The organism is Alexandriicola marinus (assembly GCF_004000435.1).
In the GTDB taxonomy this organism is placed as follows: domain Bacteria; phylum Pseudomonadota; class Alphaproteobacteria; order Rhodobacterales; family Rhodobacteraceae; genus Alexandriicola; species Alexandriicola marinus.
The window spans coordinates 642,321-661,188 of record NZ_RBVZ01000001.1 but is presented as its reverse complement, the minus strand read 5'-3'; the positions used below and the strand labels follow the sequence as shown (position 1 = coordinate 661,188).

Here is an 18,868-nt window from a genome sequence, read left to right as displayed (position 1 = left end):
ACGTGACATCTCCCTGACCCGCAGCTTATTTATCATTCTATAAATAGCAAGCGGGGAGACGACATGGCGATCCGACCAAAGACAGTCGTGCAGATGAAAGTGACCGGGACGGGCGAGACGCATGCCCGTTCGCAGATTACCGCGCGCGACGTCGCAAGCACGATCGACGAGCCGTTCGAGCGGGATGGCACCAACATGGGCCTCACCCCGACCGAGACGTTGATGTCGTCCCTGATCGGCTGTACCAACGTCATCTCCAAGCGGATCGCCCAGCAGATGGGCTTCGAGATGGGCGAGATGACCATCGTCCTGACCGCGAAATTCGACCGCCGCGGCACCATGCTGATGGAAGAGATCGACGTTCCGTTCCCGGACGTCATCATGGATATCGACGTGGCCACAGATGGCACGCCCGAGCAGATGGAGGCCATGAAAGCCGATCTCGCCCGGTTCTGCCCGGTCGCCAAGGTGATGCGTGCCGCGGGCACGACGATTACGGAAAACTGGTCGACGAAACCCCTTTGAAGGAAAGCACATGACATACAAACTCATGCCGGAAGCCCAGGCTCCGGCCCTGTCCCTGCCCCTTGTCGGCGGCGGCACCTTCGACCTTGCGGCGCAGACGCCCGCCAATTTCACCATGGTCGTGTTCTATCGCGGTCTGCATTGCCCGGTCTGCCAAAGCTATCTCGGCAAGCTCGACGCACTTGTTCCGGCCTATGAAGAGGCCGGCTTCTCGGTCGTTGCGGCCTCGATGAACACGGGCAAACTGGCCGAACAGACCAAGGCGGACTGGGGGCTGAAGAACCTTCAGATCGCGCATTCGCTGGATGAGGCCACGGCGCGCAGCTGGGGTCTGTGGATCTCGAACTCGATCAAGGAAGCCGAGGCCGACATGTTCTGCGAGCCCGGCCTTTACTGGGTCCGGCCCGACGGACGGCTCTACCTGATCGACATCTCGAACATGCCATGGTCGCGGCCCGATCTGGAATTCCTGCTCTCCAAGGTGCCGTTCGCTGTGGACAAGGGATATCCCGCGCGCGGCGTCAGCTGAAGCATACCCCAAAGGTGAAAAGGCCGGGCGCTCTGCCCGGCCTTTTTCGTTTCGCGCCAGCCCGTCTCAGGCCGCGGGAACGACCGGCGCCTTGTAGGCCAGAAGGCTCTTGGGCGCCCAGTCCCGCACATCCGTTTCCTCGACCGCGCGGCGCAGGCGGGCCATCCGGTCTCGGCGCTGCACCTCGGGCATATCGAGGGCCGCGCGAATCGCGCTGTCCATCGAGCGGTTGGAGAACGGATTGGTGATGACCGCATCGCCCATTTCGACCGCGGCGCCCGCGAATTCCGACAGGACAAGAACGCCGTCGCCGTCGATCCGCGAGGCGACATATTCCTTGGCCACGAGGTTCATCCCGTCCGCCAGCGGCGTGATCCATGCCACATCGGCGGCCTGATAATACGAGACCAGTTCCGTGAACGGGATCGCGCGGGAAATCAGCGTGATCGGCTGCCAGTCCAGCGTGCCGAAGCGGCCGTTGATCCGGCCCGCAATCTGTTCGATCTCGTTCTGGATCTCCTCATAGGCGGTCATGTTGCGGTTGGCCGAGACCGAGACATGCATCAGCCGCACCTTGCCCCGCATATCGGGATCGGCTTCCAGGAGGCGTTCGAAACAGCTGAGCTGTTCGATGCCCCCCTTGGTGTAGTCCGTGCGGCCGACTGACAGGATCAGCTGGGCATCGCCCAGTTCTGCGCGGATCACAGCGGCCTTGTCGCGCGCGGCGTCAGAGCGGGCCTGCTCATCGATATAGGTCACGTCGACACCCACGGGTGTTACGCTGATATCCACTTCGTGACCATCATAGGACAGCCGCGTCGGAACCGCCCGTTCGGTCAGCGCCGTGCCCTCGGAAATCCACTTGTCCGGCACGCGGGTGCGTTCGACGGTATCCACGTCGAACAGGCTCCGCGCGACCGAGACGAAATTCGCCGCATAGCGCGGAATGTGGAAGCCAACGTCATCACAGGCCAGCAGGCTTTCGACGATTTCCTTGCGCCAGGGCAGGACGTTGAACATGTCGGCCGACGGGAAGGGCGTGTGATGGAAGAAGGAAATCTTCACATCGGGGCGCAGCTTGCGCAGGTAACCGGGCACAAGCCACAGGTTGTAGTCATGCACCCAGACCAGCGCCCCCTGCGCGGCCTCGGCGGCCGCGGCCTCTGCAAAGGCCCAGTTCACCTCGCGGAAATTCGGCCAGTTGACCGGGTCGTAATTGTAGCGCTCCTTGAAGCTGTGAAGGATCGGCCAGAACGCCTCTTTCGAGGTGACGTGATAGAAGTCGCTCACCTGTTCGGCCGAAAGCGGCAGACGCGAGACCGAGTAGGAGCCATAGGCATCGTTGATCTCGATCACCTTGTCGAAGTCGGGCTTCGACGGGTCCTCTGCCAGCTTCCACGCGATCCATGCCCCCCGGTCGACCGAGCCGAAGAAGCTTTTCAGCGTCGGCACGATCCCGTTCGGGCTCTTGTTTTCCCGAAGGACGGTCTTTCCGCCCTCCTCCACCTCTTCGTAGGGTTGACGGTGATAGACGATAACCAGATCGGATGACATGGCGTCTCCTTTCTTCAGGCTGCGGTGCGGTCGATCATGTTGAGTGTGAGGATCGCCTCGGCGATGCCCGCGGCCCCCGCGCCTTTCGCGAAGTGGACATGCGGCGCCCCGTTCAGCGCCTCGATCAGAGCGGGTTCGGAATTGCCGACTGCCACGGCCGGAAGGCCAAGCGACAGCATCGACAGGTCGTTGAGCGTATCGCCCGCCACAAGGCAGCGATCGTTCTCGATCCCCAGATGCGTCATCAGGCGCAGAAGCGACGGACCCTTGCTCACACCCTTGGGCAGGACATCGAAGAACCGGTTGTCCGACACCAGCGCATCCAGACCAAGCCCCGCCACGATATCGAGGGCGCTGTCGTCGAACGTTTCGGCATCGAGATCATAGCTGACCCGGTAGCGAAAGCCCGTCGATTGCAGCCTCAGCCCCTTGATCCGGTGCAGCGCGGATTGCACACGGGCCGAGGCGTCGTTCCAAGCGGTGGCGATTTCGGCCTCCAGTTCGGGGATCGGCGTCAGCATGTGATCGCGATCGACCGAGGCGATGGTCGTGCCCACGTCGCCCACGACGTAATCGGGACGCGGGATGCCCTTGGATCGGGTCAGCGACCGGATATAGCCGGGATCGCGCCCCGTGACGAAGACAAGCCCCACGATGTGGCGGTTGTCCTCAATCCAGGAATAGAGCGCGCGGCGCGCCTGCTCTGTCCCGCCAAGGAAGGTGCCATCAAGATCGGTCGCAAGCACAAGCGGCTTGGAGGACAGATCGGGGTTGGGTCGTGTCTGTTCGATCAGGGTCATGAGAACCTTTCTGCAAATTGCTGGATCGCGCTGTCCGAGGCCGGGTGGCTGAAGGACAAGTCCATCGCCTTCGGCTCGGCCTCGATGGGGCGGGCCCACAGCGCGGCGAATGTCGTGCCAAGATCGGCACCGTCGTGGAGAATGGCGCGGACGGCCTCGCAGATCGGCATCTCGACGCTCAGCCTGCGGGCCAGATCGGTGACGGAGCGGGCATTGGCCTCGCCTTCGACGACCACCGGCTTGCCGTCGAAACATTGCTCGCGCGGCACGCGCTGGCCCAGTTGCATCCCAAGCGCCATGTTGCGCGAGGTGGGGCTGGAACAGGTCAGTGTCAGATCGCCGATGCCCGACAGTCCCGTCACCGTCTCGCGCCGGCCGCCCAGCGCCTCGGCCAGAGATTTCATCTCGTCGAGGCCGCGTGTGATCAGGGCCGCCCGCGTGTTTTCGGCAAAGCCCGCGCCCGTCATCATCCCGCAGGCGATGGCGATCACGTTCTTGACCGCCCCGCCGATCTCGACCCCCACCAAATCGTCCGAGACATAGGCCCGGAAGCTTTCTGTCGACAGCGACATGGCCAGCCGGGCGGCCGGGCTGTCATCCGGGCGCAGCCTGTCGGCATAGGCAAAGGGAAAGGCCACCGTGGCGGCCGTCGGATGGCCCATCGCGGTTTCACGCGCGAAGGTCGGCCCCGAGACGCAGCCCACCACGTGGCCCGGCAATTCCTCTTCGGCGACCTGCGTCATGAGAAGGCCGGTCTCGGCCTCGATCCCCTTGGCGCAGACGGCGATGGGGATGCCCTTTGGCGCATGTTCGGCGACCTGCCGCGCGACAGTACGTATGCTGCCCGAAGGCACCACGATCAGCGCAGCCTCGGCGCCCTGCAGGGCCGACGACAGATCATGCACCGCCCTGAGCCGTGGCGGCAGGGCGATCGTGGGCAAGTGGCGTGCGTTTTCGGACCTGCGGTTGATCGTGTCGACCACCTCCCCGTCGCGGCCCCAAATCCGCGTCGCGACCCCCGCCCGCGCAAGGGTCGCGGCCAGGGCTGTGCCCCATGACCCGGCGCCGATCACGGCAACCTTGTCATAGGCATGTGAATGGGAGGGGCGAGGATCGCCGCGAAAAGGCTGATGCTTCATGTCTGTTCCGGATTTTGTTGCGCCGAGGTCGGGTGCACACCGAGAGCGGGTGCGATGGGACGGTCGGGATGTCGCTTACAGGCCATTCATGTCGTAAAATGTACATCCCGCAGCGCCAAAATCAATGCTGCACCCGCAAAAAGCCCCGAGCGCACCGTCAAAACCGGGAAATTGGCGCGTCCGGGGTCACTAAATGTGCACATCACCTTGCTCGGAGCCTCAAAATACAGCAGGTCATGTATCAAAAGCGACATTCATTGGTCGTTTTTTGACTATCTCACCTCAGCCCCTATGCTTTTCCGCAACGCAGCAATTCAACAGGAGGCTTTTCGATGACACAGAGCGTGCGCACCGCCATTTTCCCCGTGGCCGGACTTGGCACCCGGTTCCTGCCCGCGACCAAGGCGACGCCGAAAGAACTTCTCCCGGTCATCGACACCCCCCTGATCCAGTATGCGATCGACGAGGCCCGCGCGGCGGGTATCGAACGGATGGTTTTCGTCACCCACCCGTCCAAACCGGCGATCGAGCGCCATGTGATGGATGACAAGGCCCTGCGCGCAGAACTGCAGGCCCGCGGCAAGGACGGCCTTGCCGAGGATCTGGCCGAAAGTGCCTTTTGCCCCGTGGCCGACGACGTGCGCTTTGTCATGCAGCCCGAGCCTCTGGGTCTGGGCCATGCGGTTCTGTGCGCCCGGGACGAGGTTCTGCCAGGTCCCGTGGCGGTCATCCTTCCCGATGACCTGATCCTTGGCACACCGGGCGCTCTGTCCGAGATGATCGCGGCCCATGAAGGGGGCCACATGGTGGCCACCATGACCGTGCCGCGCGAGGAGACCGCGAAATACGGCATCCTCGCCGTGACAGAACAGGACGGCCCGATCATGAAGGCCCGCGGCATGGTGGAAAAGCCCGCCCCGGCAACCGCGCCGTCGCGCGAGGCGGTCGTGGGGCGCTATGTGCTCGACGCGTCGATCTTTGCCGATCTTGAAACGCAGGCCCCCGGCGCGGGCGGCGAGATCCAGCTGACCGACGCGATCTCGCGCGGGGCGGCGCGACTGGGGCTCCGGGGCTTCCGGTTTTCCGGTCAGCGGTTCGACTGCGGATCGAAGGCCGGAATGCTTGCCGCGACCCTGCACCTTGCCAGCCAGGATCCCGATTACGCGGATGTCTTTGCCGAATTCGGCCTGACAGCCGAGCCCAGCCGCGCGGCCTAAAGCACGCGCGACAGGAAGGCCCGGGTCCGTTCTTCGCGCGGGGCGCCGAAGACGGCCTCGGGCGGGCCCTGCTCCAGAATACGGCCGGCATCCAGAAAGCAGACCTTGTCGGCCAGTTCGCGTGCAAAGCCCATCTCGTGTGTGGCCAGAACCATCGTCATGCCCTGCCGGCGCAGATCGCGCAGTACGTCGAGCACCTCGCCCACCAGTTCTGGGTCAAGCGCGCTCGTGATCTCGTCGAAGAGCATGATTTCGGGCGCCATCGCAAGCGCGCGGATGATCGCCACGCGCTGCTGCTGCCCGCCGGACAGCTGGTCGGGATAATGCTCCATCCGGTCGCCAAGGCCGAACCGGGTGAACAGCTCCGTCACCTGCGGGCGCAGTTCGTCCCGGCTCAGCCCCTTGACCCGGCGCGGCGCCAGCATGACGTTCTCGGACGCGGTCATGTGCGGAAAGAGGTTATAGCTCTGGAACACGATGCCGATGCGCTGGCGCACCGGCTGCGGGTCGCGCCCCGGCTCGGAGATATCGTCCCCGTCCAGCCAGATCGCCCCATCGTCGATCGGCTCGAGCAGGTTCATGCAGCGCAGAAGCGTCGATTTACCCGAGCCTGACGCGCCGATCAGGCAGACCATCTCGCCCTCGCCCACGTCGAGGTCGATGCCCTTGCAGACCTCGTGATCGCCGAACCTCTTGCGCACCCCGCGCAAGGACAATTTCGCGCTCATCTGCGGCGCCTGTTCTGCTTGTTCATCAGGTAATCGGCATAGCGGGTCGCCGGGATCGTCAGCGCCAGAAAGATCAGCGCAGCGCCCACATAGGGCGTGAAATTGGCGTAAAGGGACTTGTAGACCCCGGCCTGCCGGAAGATCTCGACCGGGCCGATGAACGACAACAGCGCCACGTCCTTCTGCAGCGCGATGAACAGGTTCATGTTCGCGGGAACCACGTTGCGGATCGCCTGCGGCAGAACGACGAACCGCATCGTATCGGCATCCGACAAGCCCAGCGAGGCCGCCGCCGCGCGCTGCGACTGGTGGATGGAATCGATGCCCGAACGAATGACCTCGGCCACATAGGCCGCATAGACAAGGATCAGCGCGAGAGAGCCCCAGATATAAGGCGAATTCCAAGGTCGCGGCAGGCCGAGACCCGGAATGCCAAAGCCGATCAGGTAGATCACCAGAACGACAGGAAGTCCCCGGAACACATCCGTATAGACCGCCCCGAAAAGCCGCAGCGGGAACAGCGCCGGCGCCCGCACATCGCGGCAAAGCGCGATGCCAAGACCGACAAGCGCGATCAGCGGCGCGCACCATGCAAAGATCATCACATCCAGAAGGAAGGCGTTCAGCAGCCCCGGGAAAGTCTTGGCAAAGACCTCGCCGTTGAAGAAGGACCGTTGCACCGCCTCCCATCCCGGAGCCAGCGGCACGAGGATGAAGACCGACAGAAGCACAACCGCCGTCGAGGTCAGCGCGATCCTGTTGGATCGCCGCCTGACCGACGCCTCGTAGGCTTCGCGCCGGGTCGGTGCGGCGGGTTTATCCCCCGCCGCGCTTTGATAAAGGTCCTGCTCGGCCATTTACTGGATGACCGGGACGCCCGTCGCCTCGGCCAGCCACTGGACCTCGATCGCGGCCAACTCGCCGCTCTCGGTCAGCTCGGTGATGGCGGCGTCCACGCATTCCTTGAGCGGGTTGCCCTCCTCCATCAGGAGGCCGAACTGATCGGGCGTTTCCGACTGATCCGGCGGGAACTGACCCAGAAGCGCGCCGTTATCGACGACGACCGCAGACAGATACAGCGCGGTGGGCAGGTCATAGAGGGCGGCATCGATCTGGCCCGCCATGATCGCGGCGTTCACATCGGCATTGTCGTTATACAGAAGCGGGTCGCTGTCGGGCTGGATGATCTCGTTGAGCATCGGGACAGCGGTCGTGGTGGCCACGGCGCCCCATTTCAGGCCCTTGAGGCTCTCGAGCGTGGGCTCCGCCCCACCCTCGATGACGGCGCTGGTGGTCAGGACAGCCATCGCGGAGGTGTAGTAAGGCAGGCTGAAATCAACCATCGCCTCACGTTCGGGCGTGATCGAATATTGCTGCATGTTGAAATCGAAATTCTTCGCACCGGGCTGGATCGCCTCGTCGAAACTGGTGCGGACCCAGGTCACCATGTCGGGGCCATAGCCCATCTTTTCGGCGATGGCATAGCCGACGGCCGCCTCGAAGCCTTCGCCACTTTCGGGATTGTCGTCCATCACCCATGGGTAATAGGCGGGATTGCCGGTGGCGATGGTCAGCGTGTCTTCGACAAGCGTCTTGCCGGCCGCGCAGTCGCTGTGCCCCATGGCCATGGCGGTTCCGGCCGACAGGACAAGGGCGAGGGCAGAGGTCGTGATGCGTTTCATGTGGTGACTCCCCGGTGATTTTTCATTCGCTCTAGGTTTGGGTCTGGCAGGCAAATTGTCCAGCCCCCTCGGGGTCGGCGGGGCCCGACTTTCACAACTATCTTTGCCCGTTTTGCCCCGATTGCCGATTGCGCCGGCGCCCCGCGCGCCCATACTGCGGTCACCATGGTCACACCGAACGTCAAGTCGATCCGATCGCTTGCCCGCGGGCTGGATGTGCTGCGCCTATTGCAACGCTCGGGCGCGCTGTCGCTGGCCGATCTTCACCGGCTTTCGGGCCTTCCCAAGGCGACGCTTCTGCGGATCCTGAAGACCCTGACGGAACAGGGCGTCGTCTGGCAAAGGATGGCCGACAACGCCTATATCGCCTCCTATTCGCTCTCGACGCTGGCGCAGGCCATCGACCGGGAGACCGAACTGGTCGAGGCCGCCTCCCCCATCCTCGACCGGCTGAGCCGCGAGGTCAGCTGGCCATCTGTACTGGCCGCGCCGCGCCTGACCCATATGGAGGTGCTCGAGACCAACGCCTCGCGGACCCGGGTCGCGGAGGTGCCGCTCGGGCCGGTGGGGTTCCAGATCAACATGCTGCGCTCGGCCTCGGGGCGGGCCTACCTTGCCGCCTGCGCCGACAACGTGCGCGAGGCCACGCTTGACCGACTGCGCCTGTCGCAGCGCCGGGGCGACAGAGTGGTGCATCTGCCCGGCTATGTGGACAGGCTTCTGACCGAAACGCGCACCCGCGGCTTTGGTCTGCGCGACCCGGATTTCGGCGGCGATTTCGATCTTGGCCGGTCCGAGGCCGATGATGCCCGCGACTCGCTGGGCGTGGCGATCCGCGCGGGCGCGGATGTGCCCGGCGTGATCAACATCACCTGGGCGCGCCGGATCTTCGACCGCGACGCCGCGATCGCGGCCTTCGCGCCCCCCCTCACCGAGGCGGCGCGAGACATCGGGCGCGTGCTGTCGCACTAGATGTTTCACCTGGTGAAACCAGCGGCGACCACCCGTTTACCGCCGGGCGCGTGCTGCCTAGCCTTGCTCCACCTGATGCCGCAAACCGGGAGGCGCGTGCGATGAGCGGGCTGACGCGAGAAGACATCGACTACATCCTCAGGCTTGTCGACGGCTCCGATTTCGAGGAACTGACCCTCGAGATGGGCGATCTCAAGCTGGAACTGCGCAAGGCAGGCGCCCCTGCCCCCCTCGCACCATCGGCAGAGCCCGCATCCACCCCAAGGCCGGCACCTGCCCCCGCGACACCACCAGAACTGACCGGCGAAGGATTGGAGGTGCCGGCGCCCTTGCTGGGTATCTTCTACCATGCCCCAAAACCGGGCGCCCCGCCCTTTGTCACGGTGGGCGACAGGGTCGGCCCCGACAGCGTGATCGGCATCATCGAGGTGATGAAGCTGATGAACCAGGTCACCGCCGGTGTGACCGGCCTCGTGACCGAGATCGTGGCCCCGAATGGCGAGATGGTCGAACATGGCCAGACGCTGATCCGTGTGAAGCCGGATTGAGATGCCCCGGATCGCCCGGATATTCATCGCAAATCGCGGCGAGATCGCCGTTCGCGTGATCCGCACGGCCCGCGCGATCGGGATCGAGACGGTTCTGGGCGTGTCGGAGGCCGACCGCGACAGCCTTGGCGCGCGGCTGGCGGACCGCGCGGTCTGTCTTGGCCCCGCCCCGGCAAGCCAGAGCTATCTGTCGGTCGGCGCGGTGATCGAGGCGGCCAAGGGCATGGGCTGTGACGCGATCCATCCGGGCTATGGCTTCCTGTCGGAAAACCGCGATCTTGCGCAGGCCTGCGCCGACGTGGGGCTGATCTTCATCGGCCCCAGCCCCGACAACCTTGCGGCCGTGGGCGACAAGCTTACCGCACGCGGCCATGCCCGCGATGCGGGCGTGCCGCTTGTTCCGGGCGCCACGGTCGCGACCACCGAAGAGGCGATGCGCCTTGCCGACGAGCTGGGCTTTCCCTTGCTGATCAAGGCGGTGGCGGGCGGCGGCGGGCGCGGGATGAAGCGCGTCGATCACGCGGGTGAACTGGCCTCGCAGCTTGACCTCGCGATGTCAGAGGCGGCGGCGGCCTTCGGCGATGCCCGCGTCTATATCGAACGCCTCGTGACCTCCGGGCGGCATATCGAGGTGCAGATCCTGTCCGACGGGATGCAGGTGCTGCACGCCGGCGAACGGGATTGCTCGATCCAGCGGCGCTATCAGAAAGTGGTCGAAGAAGCGCCTGCCCCGCATCTGCCCGACACGCTGCGCGCAGCCATCCTCGAGGCCGGCTGCGCCTTCGCGCGCCATATAGGCTACCGCTCCCTCGGAACGGTGGAATTCCTCGTCGATGTGGCGCGGGAAGAGTTCTATTTCCTCGAGATGAATGCCCGGGTTCAGGTCGAACACCCGGTGACCGAGGAGGTGACCGGCCTCGATCTGATCGCCCTCCAGATCGCGATTGCCGAAGGGCAGCCGCTGGCGCTTTCGCAAGACGATATCGGGCTTGTCGGACATGCCATCGAGTGCCGTCTGAACGCGGAGGATATCGGCAACAACTTCATGCCCTCGCCGGGGCGGGTGAGCGACGCCTGGTTCCCCTCCCTCCCCGGCCTGCGGGTCGATACCCACATGCAGCCGGGCGCGATGATCCCGCCGCATTACGATTCCATGATCGCCAAGCTGATCACCCATGGCGCGACCCGGGCCGAGGCCATCGCCCGGATGCGCGACGCCCTGCGCGTGATCCGACTTGAGGGCGTCAGGACCAACGCCCCGCTTCATGCCGCGATCATGGAGGATGCGGCTTTTGTCGCGGGCGGGGTCGACACGACCTATCTGCCAGACCTTCTGACACGGATGGACACGACGCCATGACCGATATTTCGCTGATCGACACGACCCTGCGCGACGGCAACCAGTCGAACTGGGGGGCGACCGGGCTCGACACGGGCATGATGCTCCAGATCGCGCCGGTTATGGACAGGATCGGCTTCGAGGCGATCGATTTCACCACCTCCACCCACATGGCCGTGGCTGTGCGGTTCAAGCAGGAAGACCCGTGGGAGAGGCTCCGTCTCTTCAAGGAAGCCACGCCCAACACGCCCCTGTCGTTCCTGACCACGGGCATGCGCTTCATCTCGTGGGAAATCGCCAGCGAAGAGCTGATGGAATTCGCCTTCGGTCTTCTGGTGAAGAACGGGATCGAGCGGTTCGCGGTGATGGACCCGATGAACGACACCCAGGCGATGCTTAACATGGCCGATGTCACGCGCCGTGCGGGCGGCTCTCAGATCGTGGCGGCGCTGACCTTCACGCTGTCGCCGCTTCATGACGACGCGCATTGGTGCGACAAGACCCGGGAGCTGTGCGCCTCCGGCCGGTTCGACAAGATCTATGTCAAGGATCCCGGCGGGCTTGTTTCACCCGAACGGGCCGCCAGACTCTTTCCCGCACTAAGGCAGGCGGCGGGCCGCGTCCCGTTCGAATTCCATTCCCACACCACGATCGGGCTTGCGGCCTTTTCCTACCTCGAGGCGGCGGAGGCGGGCGTCGATTGCCTGCACACTTCGGCCTCGTCGGCGGCGAATGGCACGGGCCAGCCCGCCATGAGCCAGACCACCGCCAACCTGCGCGACATGGGCCATCGGGTCGACGTCGACGATGACGCAGTGGCCGAGATGGATGGCTACATGACCGCGCTCGCCCGGGCCGAGGGGCTCTCTGCGCGCGGGCCCGGAGATTATGACCGCGGCTATTTCCGCCACCAGATCCCCGGCGGGGTCATGGGCACCATGATCCGCCAGCTGAAGGAAACCGGCCGCGAACACCTTCTGCCGCAGGTGCTGGAGGAGGTCGCGCGCGTCCGGGCCGAATTCGGCTATCCGATCATGGTCACGCCGTTCAGCCAGCTGGTGGCAACGCAGGCGATGCTGAACGTCACCTCCGAGGACCGCTACCAGACGGTGCCCGATGAGGTGACGCGCTATGTGCTGGGCCGGTTCGGCACGCCCGCCATGCCGATGGACGGTGCGGTCGAGGATCGGATCAGGGGGTCGAAACGCGCCCGCGAGCTGGAGGATGAGCCGCGGATGGCCTCGCTCGATGAGCTGAGGTCGCGGATCGGCAGGGACTGCCCGGACGAGGAGTTCCTGCTGCGCGCCGTCATGCCCGGCGATCAGGTCGATGCGATGAAGGCCGCGGGCCCCGCCCGGCGGAGCTATGATCCGGCCACCCGCCCCGCGCTCGACCTGATCCGGGAACTGACCTCCCGCAAGGGGCTGGGATCGGTGCGGGTCGAAAAACCGGGGTTCAAACTCTCGCTGTCCGGAGGACGCCCATGACCCATCCCCACCCGATCCGCGCGCTTGTCTTCGATATCGACGGCACGCTGGCCATGATGGACAAGGAAACCGGCACCTACGAGCCGCTTCCCGGCGCGGTCGAGGCCCTTGAGCTCGCCCGCGCGCGCGGGGTGCCCGTGGTGGCCTATACCAACGGCACCTTCTTTCCGCCCGATCATTACTACCCGAGGCTTGCCGACGCGGGCCTCGTGATCGATCCGGGCCATCTCCTGACGCCGGCGGTCGTGGCCGCAGGCGTTCTGAAGGCGCGCGGCCACGAAAGGGTCATGGTGCTGGCCGATGACGGGATCCGGACCCCGCTCGCACAGGCCGGGATCGAGATGGTCGAGCCGGTCAAGACCGCGGGTCCCGTCAGTGCAGTGATGGTGGGCTATACGCGGGCGCTGTCCTCAGACGCGCTCGAGGCGATCGTCGCTGCGATCTGGGACGGGGCCAAGCCCTTCACCAGCTCCGTCGCGCCCTTCGTCGCCTCCTCGAAGGGGCGGATCGTGGGGATACCGGGCGCGGTATCCGCCGCGATCGAGCATTGCACGGGGATCGCGCCCGAGGTGATGGGCAAACCCTCTGTCGCCGGAATGGAGATCGCCTGCGGCCTGACCGGCGTGCCCGCCGAGGCCAGCGCCGTGATCGGCGACGATCCGAAGCTGGAGATCCGGATGGGCCGGGCGGCGGGCGCGCTGACGATCGGCGTGACGACGGGCGCCTATGACGCGGCCGCCTTCGAGGCGGTCGAGCCCGCGCATCGGGCGCATCTCCTGCTCGACACTCTGGCCGGCATCGACGCGCAGCCATGGTTCCCCGCTCCATGACCGGTGATACCCACGGGGCCGGCGCCCTGCCCCTTCCCCGGATGTTCGACCTGACAGGCAAGACGGCCCTGATCACCGGCGCTGGTCAGGGCCTTGGCGCCGAGATGGCGGCCGCGTTGGCCGAGGCCGGTGCGCATCTGGCGCTGCTCGATCGCGATGAGGCGACGCTGGCCGAGACGGCCGCGACGATTTCCGGAGCCGAGGTGCTGCCCCTCACCGCCGACGTGACCGACGCCGCGGCCATGGAGGCGGCGGTGGCGCAAACCGTGGCGCGTTTCGGCACGCTCGACATCGTCATCCCGAATGCCGGGATATCTGAGGCCCAGCCCGGGCGCCTGCACGAGATGCCCCGCGAGGACTGGGACCGGGTCACGGCGGTCAACCTCGATGGTGTCTACAACACCGTGCGCCCCGCGCTGGGGCAGATGGTCTCGCAGGGCAGCGGCAAGGTGATCATGATCGGCTCAATGTTCGGGATCGTGGCGGCGGCGGGCATCTTCCCCCGCCCGGCCTATGCCGCGGCCAAGGGCGCGGTGGTGAGCCTGACGCGCGAACTTGCGTTGGAATACGCCTCGCTCGGCATCCAGGTAAACGCGATCATCCCCGGCTTTTTCCGAACCAAAACCCGCCCCCGCTCGCCGGAGCACGCACAGCAAATGGCGGATTACACGCCCATGGGCCGACTGGCGGAAGCGGCAGAGATACGCGGCACCGTGGTCTACCTTGCCTCGTCTGCCACGGATTACATGACCGGCAACATGCTGGTCATCGACGGCGGCATTCTGGCGCGATGACGCCTGCCGGGGGGCCGGAAACTTTCAAAGTTTCCGGTTCGAATTCTTTCAAAGAATTCGTCACTCAGTCAGCCGGGCGACGCATCAAGGGCCCGAAGGGCGCCGCGACATCGTCGCTTCCCACATAGCCGATGCCATCCTCCTCCCAGACAGCGATATGAGGCACCCAACGGATCCCGCGCTTTTCCTCCACGATCTCGGAGACAAGACCGGGCCAGGAAACCCGCTGGATCGCAACACCATCATAGAAGGAGCCATCTCCCCCGCTAGTGCGCAGAACCCAGATGTTCCGCGCGCCGTCGTCGGAGACCGCGAAATCGAGGACAACACCCATGCCGGGGACGGCCGGCAACGTCTCGCCCCGGACGCGCGAAAAATCGTTGTCCCCCGGATTGAGAAACGCGCGGGTCGGCCCGCCTTCCCAGTCATGGCCCCCGACAAGGATGTCGTAGAACCCATCCCCGTTGATGTCGGGGACCTCGACGGTAAACCAGGTATGCGATCCGCGCGTGCCCTGCGGAATGAACCCGTCGACCCGCTGGAATTGTCCTGTCCCGTCATTAAGCAGGACAAAGAGTGGATCCCTCTGGGTCCCCGCGACAGCCAGGATATCCGGATCGCCGTCGCGGTCGAAATCCGCGGCGGCAGCGCCATGAAAGAAGCCCACATCGGGAGACGGGATCGCGATCCTGTAGGTCCCGTCCGGCTGTGACAGCAGGATGTTGTTCCGTTCGCCGGGAAACGGCGGCCCATCCCATCCGTGGCAGGCGACGAAGACGTCGGGAACCGCATCGCCGTTGAAATCGGCGACGACGGCTTTTCGGGCGTGGATGCAGATATCATCATGGTCGCCTGTCAGGATATCGAGGTGCTCCCATCGCTGCCGTTCCCCTTTGGCAAAGAACGCGTAATAGCCGGGCGATGCCTGTTCGCGCGCGTCCCTGGGATCGTAGATCGCGGTGGCGACGAACAGCTCCCGCGCGCCATCCCCGTCGATATCGAGCGTGGTGCGAAAGATGTCCTGGAAATACCGACCGACCGGAACGCTCAGGCGCGGTATCCGAAAGGGAGGCGTCCCGGGTTCCCTGGCTGTTGCATAGGACGTGGCCGGACCGGGCGGCACCTCAGCGACGGCCTGTCGGAGCAGGTCGAGATCTCCGGCGTCCAGCGCTCCGTCATGCGCCCTGTCAAGCGCGCCGAGAAACCCGGACAGGGCTGTGTCGGAATTCCGGCCCCATTGCCCGTCAACGACGCCCGGCTCGAACCCCAGAAACGTCAGCGCACGTTGTGCATAGGCCACGTCATCGCGACCCTGCGCCTGTGCACTCAGGCTAAAGACGATCTCATGGGCAAGAAGGACAACGACAAACACGCAGGCACGCAACACGATCAAACCCCGCAACAACAAAAGACCGCTTTAATCTATCAGCCCCCGGCCGTCGCCGAAAGCAGAATTGCCGGGGCCGCGGACAGGTCTCTTCTGTCGGGGGCGGACGTTTTTCCGCCCGAAGCAGGGCGCAGACCAAGGGGGGCGTGGTCGGGGCCTATCGCCCCGTCGCAACTTCGAAGACGGCCCCGTCGAGCGCCGGCGTCACCGTGATCTGACAGGTCAGCCGGCTGTTTTCCCGCGGCTCGTTGGCCATGAACTCGACCGTGTCGGCCTCGTCGGCCCGCGGCTCGGGCAAGGTGCCGGGCGCAGCCTCGATCACGTAGCAATGGCATGTTGCGCACATGGCCGAGCCGCCGCATTCGGCGACGATGCCCGCCACGCCGGCATCGCGCGCGGCATACATCAGCGGCTCGCCTTCCGGCGCGTCGACCTCGCGGCGAGTGCCGTCGGCTTCGATAAAGGTGACCTTGACCATCTCGTCTCCTCAGATGAATTGCTTGCCGCCGTCAATAACCAGCGTCTGGCCCGTCATGAAGCCCGAAAGATCGGAGGCGAGGTAGAGCACCCCGCCCACGATATCTCCGGCCTCGGCGTTGCGCTTCAGGGCCGCGCGATCGACACCGTAATTCCGGGCGTCTTCCATATGACCAAAGCTGGCCTCGGTCAGGGTGAAGCCCGGCGCGATGACATTGGCCCGGATCCCGTCGCCGCCCAGTTCCTTTGCCATGACGCGGGTCATGGCGATGACCGCACCCTTGGAGGCCACGTAATGCATCCATTGGGGCGAGCCCGAAAAGACGGTGGCCGAGGCGATGTTGATGATCGATCCGGCGCCGGCCTGCTGCATCATCGGTGCGATGGCCCGGGTGACCTGCCAGACGCCCTTGGCATTGACGTTCATCGCGCGGTCCCAGTCGGCCTCTTCGATCTCCATGAAAGGCGCGCGGGTCAGCCCGCCGAAATAAGCCGCGTTGTTGACCAGAACATCGACGCCGCCCATCGCGTCATGCGCGACAGAGGCCAGCGCGGCACAGCTGGAGCTGTCCGTCACGTCGAGCGGCGCGGCATAGCAGGCAGACCCGATCCGGGTGGCTGTTTCCGCTGCGCCGGCCTCGTCGATATCGGCGGCAAGAACCCGTGCCCCTGCCCCGGCAAAGGCCTCGGCAAAGGCGCGGCCAAGGCCGCCCGCGGCGCCTGTGACGATGACGCGCTTGCCCTCGAGGTTCAGTTGCGTTGCCATTTGTCGGCTCCCTTTCCCGGCGGCAGGGCCGTGGTGAATTCCGGCCCGTGGCCGAGACAGGCCTCGATCATCATCTCGGTCCGGACGGCCGTTGTCTGCCCTTCGGCCAGCGCGCGGCCCGCAGGTGTCAGCATCAGCGGGTTGGATTTCTCCTCAAGCATGATCAGCACCTCGTCGGGGCCCACGCCATACCAGCCACCGATGGTGCGCATGCCATGCGGCGTGGAGCGCCAGCCCTTGTCGGCATCCTTCACCACCGCATCGTTGAGCGACTTGGCTTCCTTCACCGTGTCGTGGCCGTCGATGATCTCGCAGACGGCATCGATATCGACCCCTTCGGGGGCGTGGCGTTCCAGTATCTCCCGGGCGATCTCGACCCCGTAAAGCTCGTGGTCGCGGACAAGGTCGGGCCGGGTCGGCTTGCGCCCGACCGCATGAAGCAAGAGGTCTTCGGGGACCTTTTTCCACCCCACGTCATGCAGCAGGATCGCGGGCAGGACGACGCTTTCCTCGGCCCCCGGCGTCAGCGCGACCAGCCGTCTGGCCAGCGCATAGGCGATGATCGTGTGTTCGTCGTTGTTGCGCACATCCAGATAGGGCCGCGCATCCCGCCAAAGTGGAAGATCGCGGGGAAGAAACAGCGTCTCTGCGGTCATTCCGGCACCTCGTAGCTCAGGTAAAGGGTCTTGTATTCAAGATAAGCCTCAACGCCGTAGCGGCCCTTTTCCCGACCCAGACCGCTTTCTTTCATGCCGCCGAAGGGCACGAAATGCGACGATCGCTGGATGTCGTTGAGCCAGACCGACCCGGCCTCCATCCCTTCGCACAGGGCAAGACCGCGGGCCAGATCGCGTGTGAAGACGAAACCCGCAAGCCCATACCGGCTGTCATTGGCAAGGCGGAGGGCCTCGGCGGGGCTGTCGACCGCGCAAATCCCCAGAACCGGGCCAAAGGTTTCCTCTCTCAGGATCAGCATGTCGGGCGTGGCATCGGCGATGATCGTGGGCGGCAGGTAATGGCCGCCGTCGAAGCCCGGACCGGTCTGTCGGTCGCCCCCCAGAACAATCCGCGCGCCCTTGTCCCGGGCATCGGCCACCTGCGCGGCGCTGTTGGCGTATATCTTGGAATTGACGAGCGGGCCGAGATCCCCGTCGCCCCCTGCGGGCGCAAGCGTAAGGGTCGCGACCTTGTCGGTCAGTTGCGCGACGAACGCGTCATGGATGGCACGGTCGACATAGACCCGGTTCACCCGGTAGCAGAATTGCCCGGAATTGGCGAAGCCGTGGCGGGCGATGGCACTGGTGGCTTTGTCGAGATCGGCGTCGGCGCAGACGATGGCCGGAGACTGACCGCCCAGTTCGAGTGTCAGACGCTTCATCGTGCCGGCCGCCGCCGCCGCGATGGCCTTGCCCACGGCGGTGCTGCCGGTGAAGGCGATCTTGCGCGGGACGGGATGTTCGACGAGCGCCTCGCCCAGAGCCCTGCCCTGCCCCGTGACCACGTTGAAACAGCCCGGCGGCAATCCCGCCTCGGCGAAGATCGCGGCCAGTCTGAGTGTCGACAGCGGCGTGTCTTCGGAGGGTTTGGCAACCATCGTGCAGCCCGCCGCGAGGGCCGCGCCGAGCTTGAACAGAAGAAGCGTGACGGGATAGTTGAACGGGGTGATCGCCACGACAACGCCCACGGGGTCGCGGGTCACGATGGTCTTTTCGCCCGTGGCCCCGCCAAGGCCCATCGTGGCCTGAAGGCGAAGGCCCTCTTCGGCGTAAATGTCCATCAGATCGGCAGAGCGGGATATCTCGCCGATGCAGCCCGCAAGCGGCCGGCCCAGTTCTGCGTGCAGAAGCGCGCCGATTTCGTCCGCGCGGTCGCGCATGGCCCCGGCGCAGGCCTTGAGGATCGCCACCCGCTCCGTCACCGGGCGGTGTCGCCATGTGTCGAAGGCACGTGCGGCCGCCGCGATGGCGCGATCGGCATCCGTGGCCGTGGCATCGGGGACGTGATCGACCACCGCGCCCGTTGCGGGGTTCGACACCTCGAACGTCGCGCCGCCGTCAGAGGCCTGCCACGTGCCGTCGATGAACATCTCCATGG

General features: G+C 65.3%; 21 protein-coding genes. 9 read left to right on the top strand and 12 right to left on the bottom strand.

Translation table 11 applies throughout. The annotated features are described in order from the left end of the window. Nucleotides 1-63 precede the first annotated feature (63 nt). Nucleotides 64-525 (top strand): OsmC family protein, encoded by a 462-nt coding sequence (locus EP376_RS03230; protein WP_127654088.1) that lies wholly within the window; start codon nt 64-66, stop codon nt 523-525. Nucleotides 526-535: 10 nt separating this feature from the next. After that, nucleotides 536-1,054, top strand: coding sequence for a redoxin domain-containing protein (locus EP376_RS03225; RefSeq protein ID WP_127654087.1), 519 nt, complete (start codon nt 536-538; stop codon nt 1,052-1,054). A 66-nt stretch (nt 1,055-1,120) separates the two neighbouring features. Here EP376_RS03225 and ggpS read toward each other — a convergent pair whose 3' ends face one another. From ggpS to EP376_RS22910, 4 genes are all read right to left on the bottom strand, one after another. Further along, a complete protein-coding gene (ggpS, locus tag EP376_RS03220; protein WP_127654086.1) occupies nt 1,121-2,608 on the bottom strand; it encodes a glucosylglycerol-phosphate synthase in 1,488 nt (495 codons plus the stop codon). Between the two features lie 14 nt (nt 2,609-2,622). Next, a complete protein-coding gene (locus EP376_RS03215) occupies nt 2,623-3,408 on the bottom strand; it encodes an HAD-IIB family hydrolase (RefSeq protein ID WP_127654085.1) in 786 nt (261 codons plus the stop codon). Continuing rightward, complete coding sequence (locus tag EP376_RS03210) at nt 3,405-4,547, bottom strand: NAD(P)H-dependent glycerol-3-phosphate dehydrogenase (protein ID WP_127654084.1); 1,143 nt, start codon at nt 4,545-4,547, stop codon at nt 3,405-3,407. Before EP376_RS03210 ends, EP376_RS03215 begins: the two co-directional genes overlap by 4 nt. A gap of 86 nt (nt 4,548-4,633) precedes the next feature. After that, the gene (locus EP376_RS22910) at nt 4,634-4,801 is read right to left on the bottom strand and encodes a hypothetical protein (protein ID WP_164744850.1); all 168 of its coding nucleotides are present in this window, start codon (nt 4,799-4,801) and stop codon (nt 4,634-4,636) included. A 78-nt stretch (nt 4,802-4,879) separates the two neighbouring features. Between EP376_RS22910 and EP376_RS03205 the strand changes: the two genes are divergently transcribed. After that, complete coding sequence (locus tag EP376_RS03205; protein WP_127654083.1) at nt 4,880-5,764, top strand: UTP--glucose-1-phosphate uridylyltransferase; 885 nt, start codon at nt 4,880-4,882, stop codon at nt 5,762-5,764. Here the strand turns inward: EP376_RS03205 and EP376_RS03200 are convergent. The 3 genes from EP376_RS03200 to EP376_RS03190 are packed head-to-tail and all read right to left on the bottom strand — an operon-like array spanning nt 5,761 to nt 8,174. Then, nucleotides 5,761-6,492, bottom strand: a complete 732-nt coding sequence (locus EP376_RS03200) for an amino acid ABC transporter ATP-binding protein (RefSeq protein WP_127654082.1) — start codon at nt 6,490-6,492, stop codon at nt 5,761-5,763. The genes EP376_RS03205 and EP376_RS03200 overlap by 4 nt on opposite strands. Next, nucleotides 6,489-7,349 (bottom strand): amino acid ABC transporter permease, encoded by an 861-nt coding sequence (locus EP376_RS03195; RefSeq protein WP_127654081.1) that lies wholly within the window; start codon nt 7,347-7,349, stop codon nt 6,489-6,491. The genes EP376_RS03200 and EP376_RS03195 overlap by 4 nt, the downstream gene beginning before the upstream one ends. Then, nucleotides 7,350-8,174 (bottom strand): ABC transporter substrate-binding protein, encoded by an 825-nt coding sequence (locus EP376_RS03190; protein WP_127654080.1) that lies wholly within the window; start codon nt 8,172-8,174, stop codon nt 7,350-7,352. Nucleotides 8,175-8,339: 165 nt separating this feature from the next. Here EP376_RS03190 and EP376_RS03185 point away from each other — a divergent pair, with 165 nt between their 5' ends. The 6 genes from EP376_RS03185 to EP376_RS03160 all read left to right on the top strand — a co-directional run bounded on the left by EP376_RS03185 (nt 8,340) and on the right by EP376_RS03160 (nt 14,144). After that, complete coding sequence (locus EP376_RS03185) at nt 8,340-9,146, top strand: helix-turn-helix domain-containing protein (RefSeq protein WP_127654079.1); 807 nt, start codon at nt 8,340-8,342, stop codon at nt 9,144-9,146. Nucleotides 9,147-9,247: 101 nt separating this feature from the next. Then, entirely contained in the window at nt 9,248-9,694 is a 447-nt protein-coding gene (locus EP376_RS03180) for an acetyl-CoA carboxylase biotin carboxyl carrier protein (RefSeq protein WP_203330885.1), read from the top strand. Between the two features lies 1 nt (nt 9,695). After that, entirely contained in the window at nt 9,696-11,054 is a 1,359-nt protein-coding gene (locus tag EP376_RS03175) for an acetyl-CoA carboxylase biotin carboxylase subunit (protein WP_127654078.1), read from the top strand. Further along, nucleotides 11,051-12,520: a biotin carboxyl carrier protein gene (locus tag EP376_RS03170; RefSeq protein WP_127654077.1), complete on the top strand. Its 1,470-nt coding sequence runs from the start codon at nt 11,051-11,053 to the stop codon at nt 12,518-12,520. Before EP376_RS03175 ends, EP376_RS03170 begins: the two co-directional genes overlap by 4 nt. Then, complete coding sequence (locus EP376_RS03165; protein WP_127654076.1) at nt 12,517-13,350, top strand: HAD-IIA family hydrolase; 834 nt, start codon at nt 12,517-12,519, stop codon at nt 13,348-13,350. The genes EP376_RS03170 and EP376_RS03165 overlap by 4 nt, the downstream gene beginning before the upstream one ends. Then, the gene (locus EP376_RS03160; protein ID WP_164744849.1) at nt 13,347-14,144 is read left to right on the top strand and encodes an SDR family NAD(P)-dependent oxidoreductase; all 798 of its coding nucleotides are present in this window, start codon (nt 13,347-13,349) and stop codon (nt 14,142-14,144) included. Before EP376_RS03165 ends, EP376_RS03160 begins: the two co-directional genes overlap by 4 nt. A 64-nt stretch (nt 14,145-14,208) precedes the next feature. Here EP376_RS03160 and EP376_RS03155 read toward each other — a convergent pair whose 3' ends face one another. The 5 genes from EP376_RS03155 to EP376_RS03135 form a co-directional block, all read right to left on the bottom strand. Continuing rightward, complete coding sequence (locus EP376_RS03155; RefSeq protein WP_164744848.1) at nt 14,209-15,531, bottom strand: FG-GAP repeat domain-containing protein; 1,323 nt, start codon at nt 15,529-15,531, stop codon at nt 14,209-14,211. Between the two features lie 157 nt (nt 15,532-15,688). Further along, nucleotides 15,689-16,009 (bottom strand): 2Fe-2S iron-sulfur cluster-binding protein, encoded by a 321-nt coding sequence (locus tag EP376_RS03150; protein ID WP_127654073.1) that lies wholly within the window; start codon nt 16,007-16,009, stop codon nt 15,689-15,691. Between the two features lie 9 nt (nt 16,010-16,018). Further along, on the bottom strand, nt 16,019-16,774 hold the full coding sequence (locus EP376_RS03145) for an SDR family NAD(P)-dependent oxidoreductase (protein WP_127654072.1): 756 nt from the start codon (nt 16,772-16,774) through the stop codon (nt 16,019-16,021). Next, on the bottom strand, nt 16,759-17,430 hold the full coding sequence (locus tag EP376_RS03140; RefSeq protein WP_127654071.1) for an HD domain-containing protein: 672 nt from the start codon (nt 17,428-17,430) through the stop codon (nt 16,759-16,761). Before EP376_RS03140 ends, EP376_RS03145 begins: the two co-directional genes overlap by 16 nt. Then, on the bottom strand, nt 17,427-18,866 hold the full coding sequence (locus tag EP376_RS03135; protein ID WP_127654070.1) for an aldehyde dehydrogenase family protein: 1,440 nt from the start codon (nt 18,864-18,866) through the stop codon (nt 17,427-17,429). Before EP376_RS03135 ends, EP376_RS03140 begins: the two co-directional genes overlap by 4 nt. Nucleotides 18,867-18,868 lie beyond the last annotated feature (2 nt).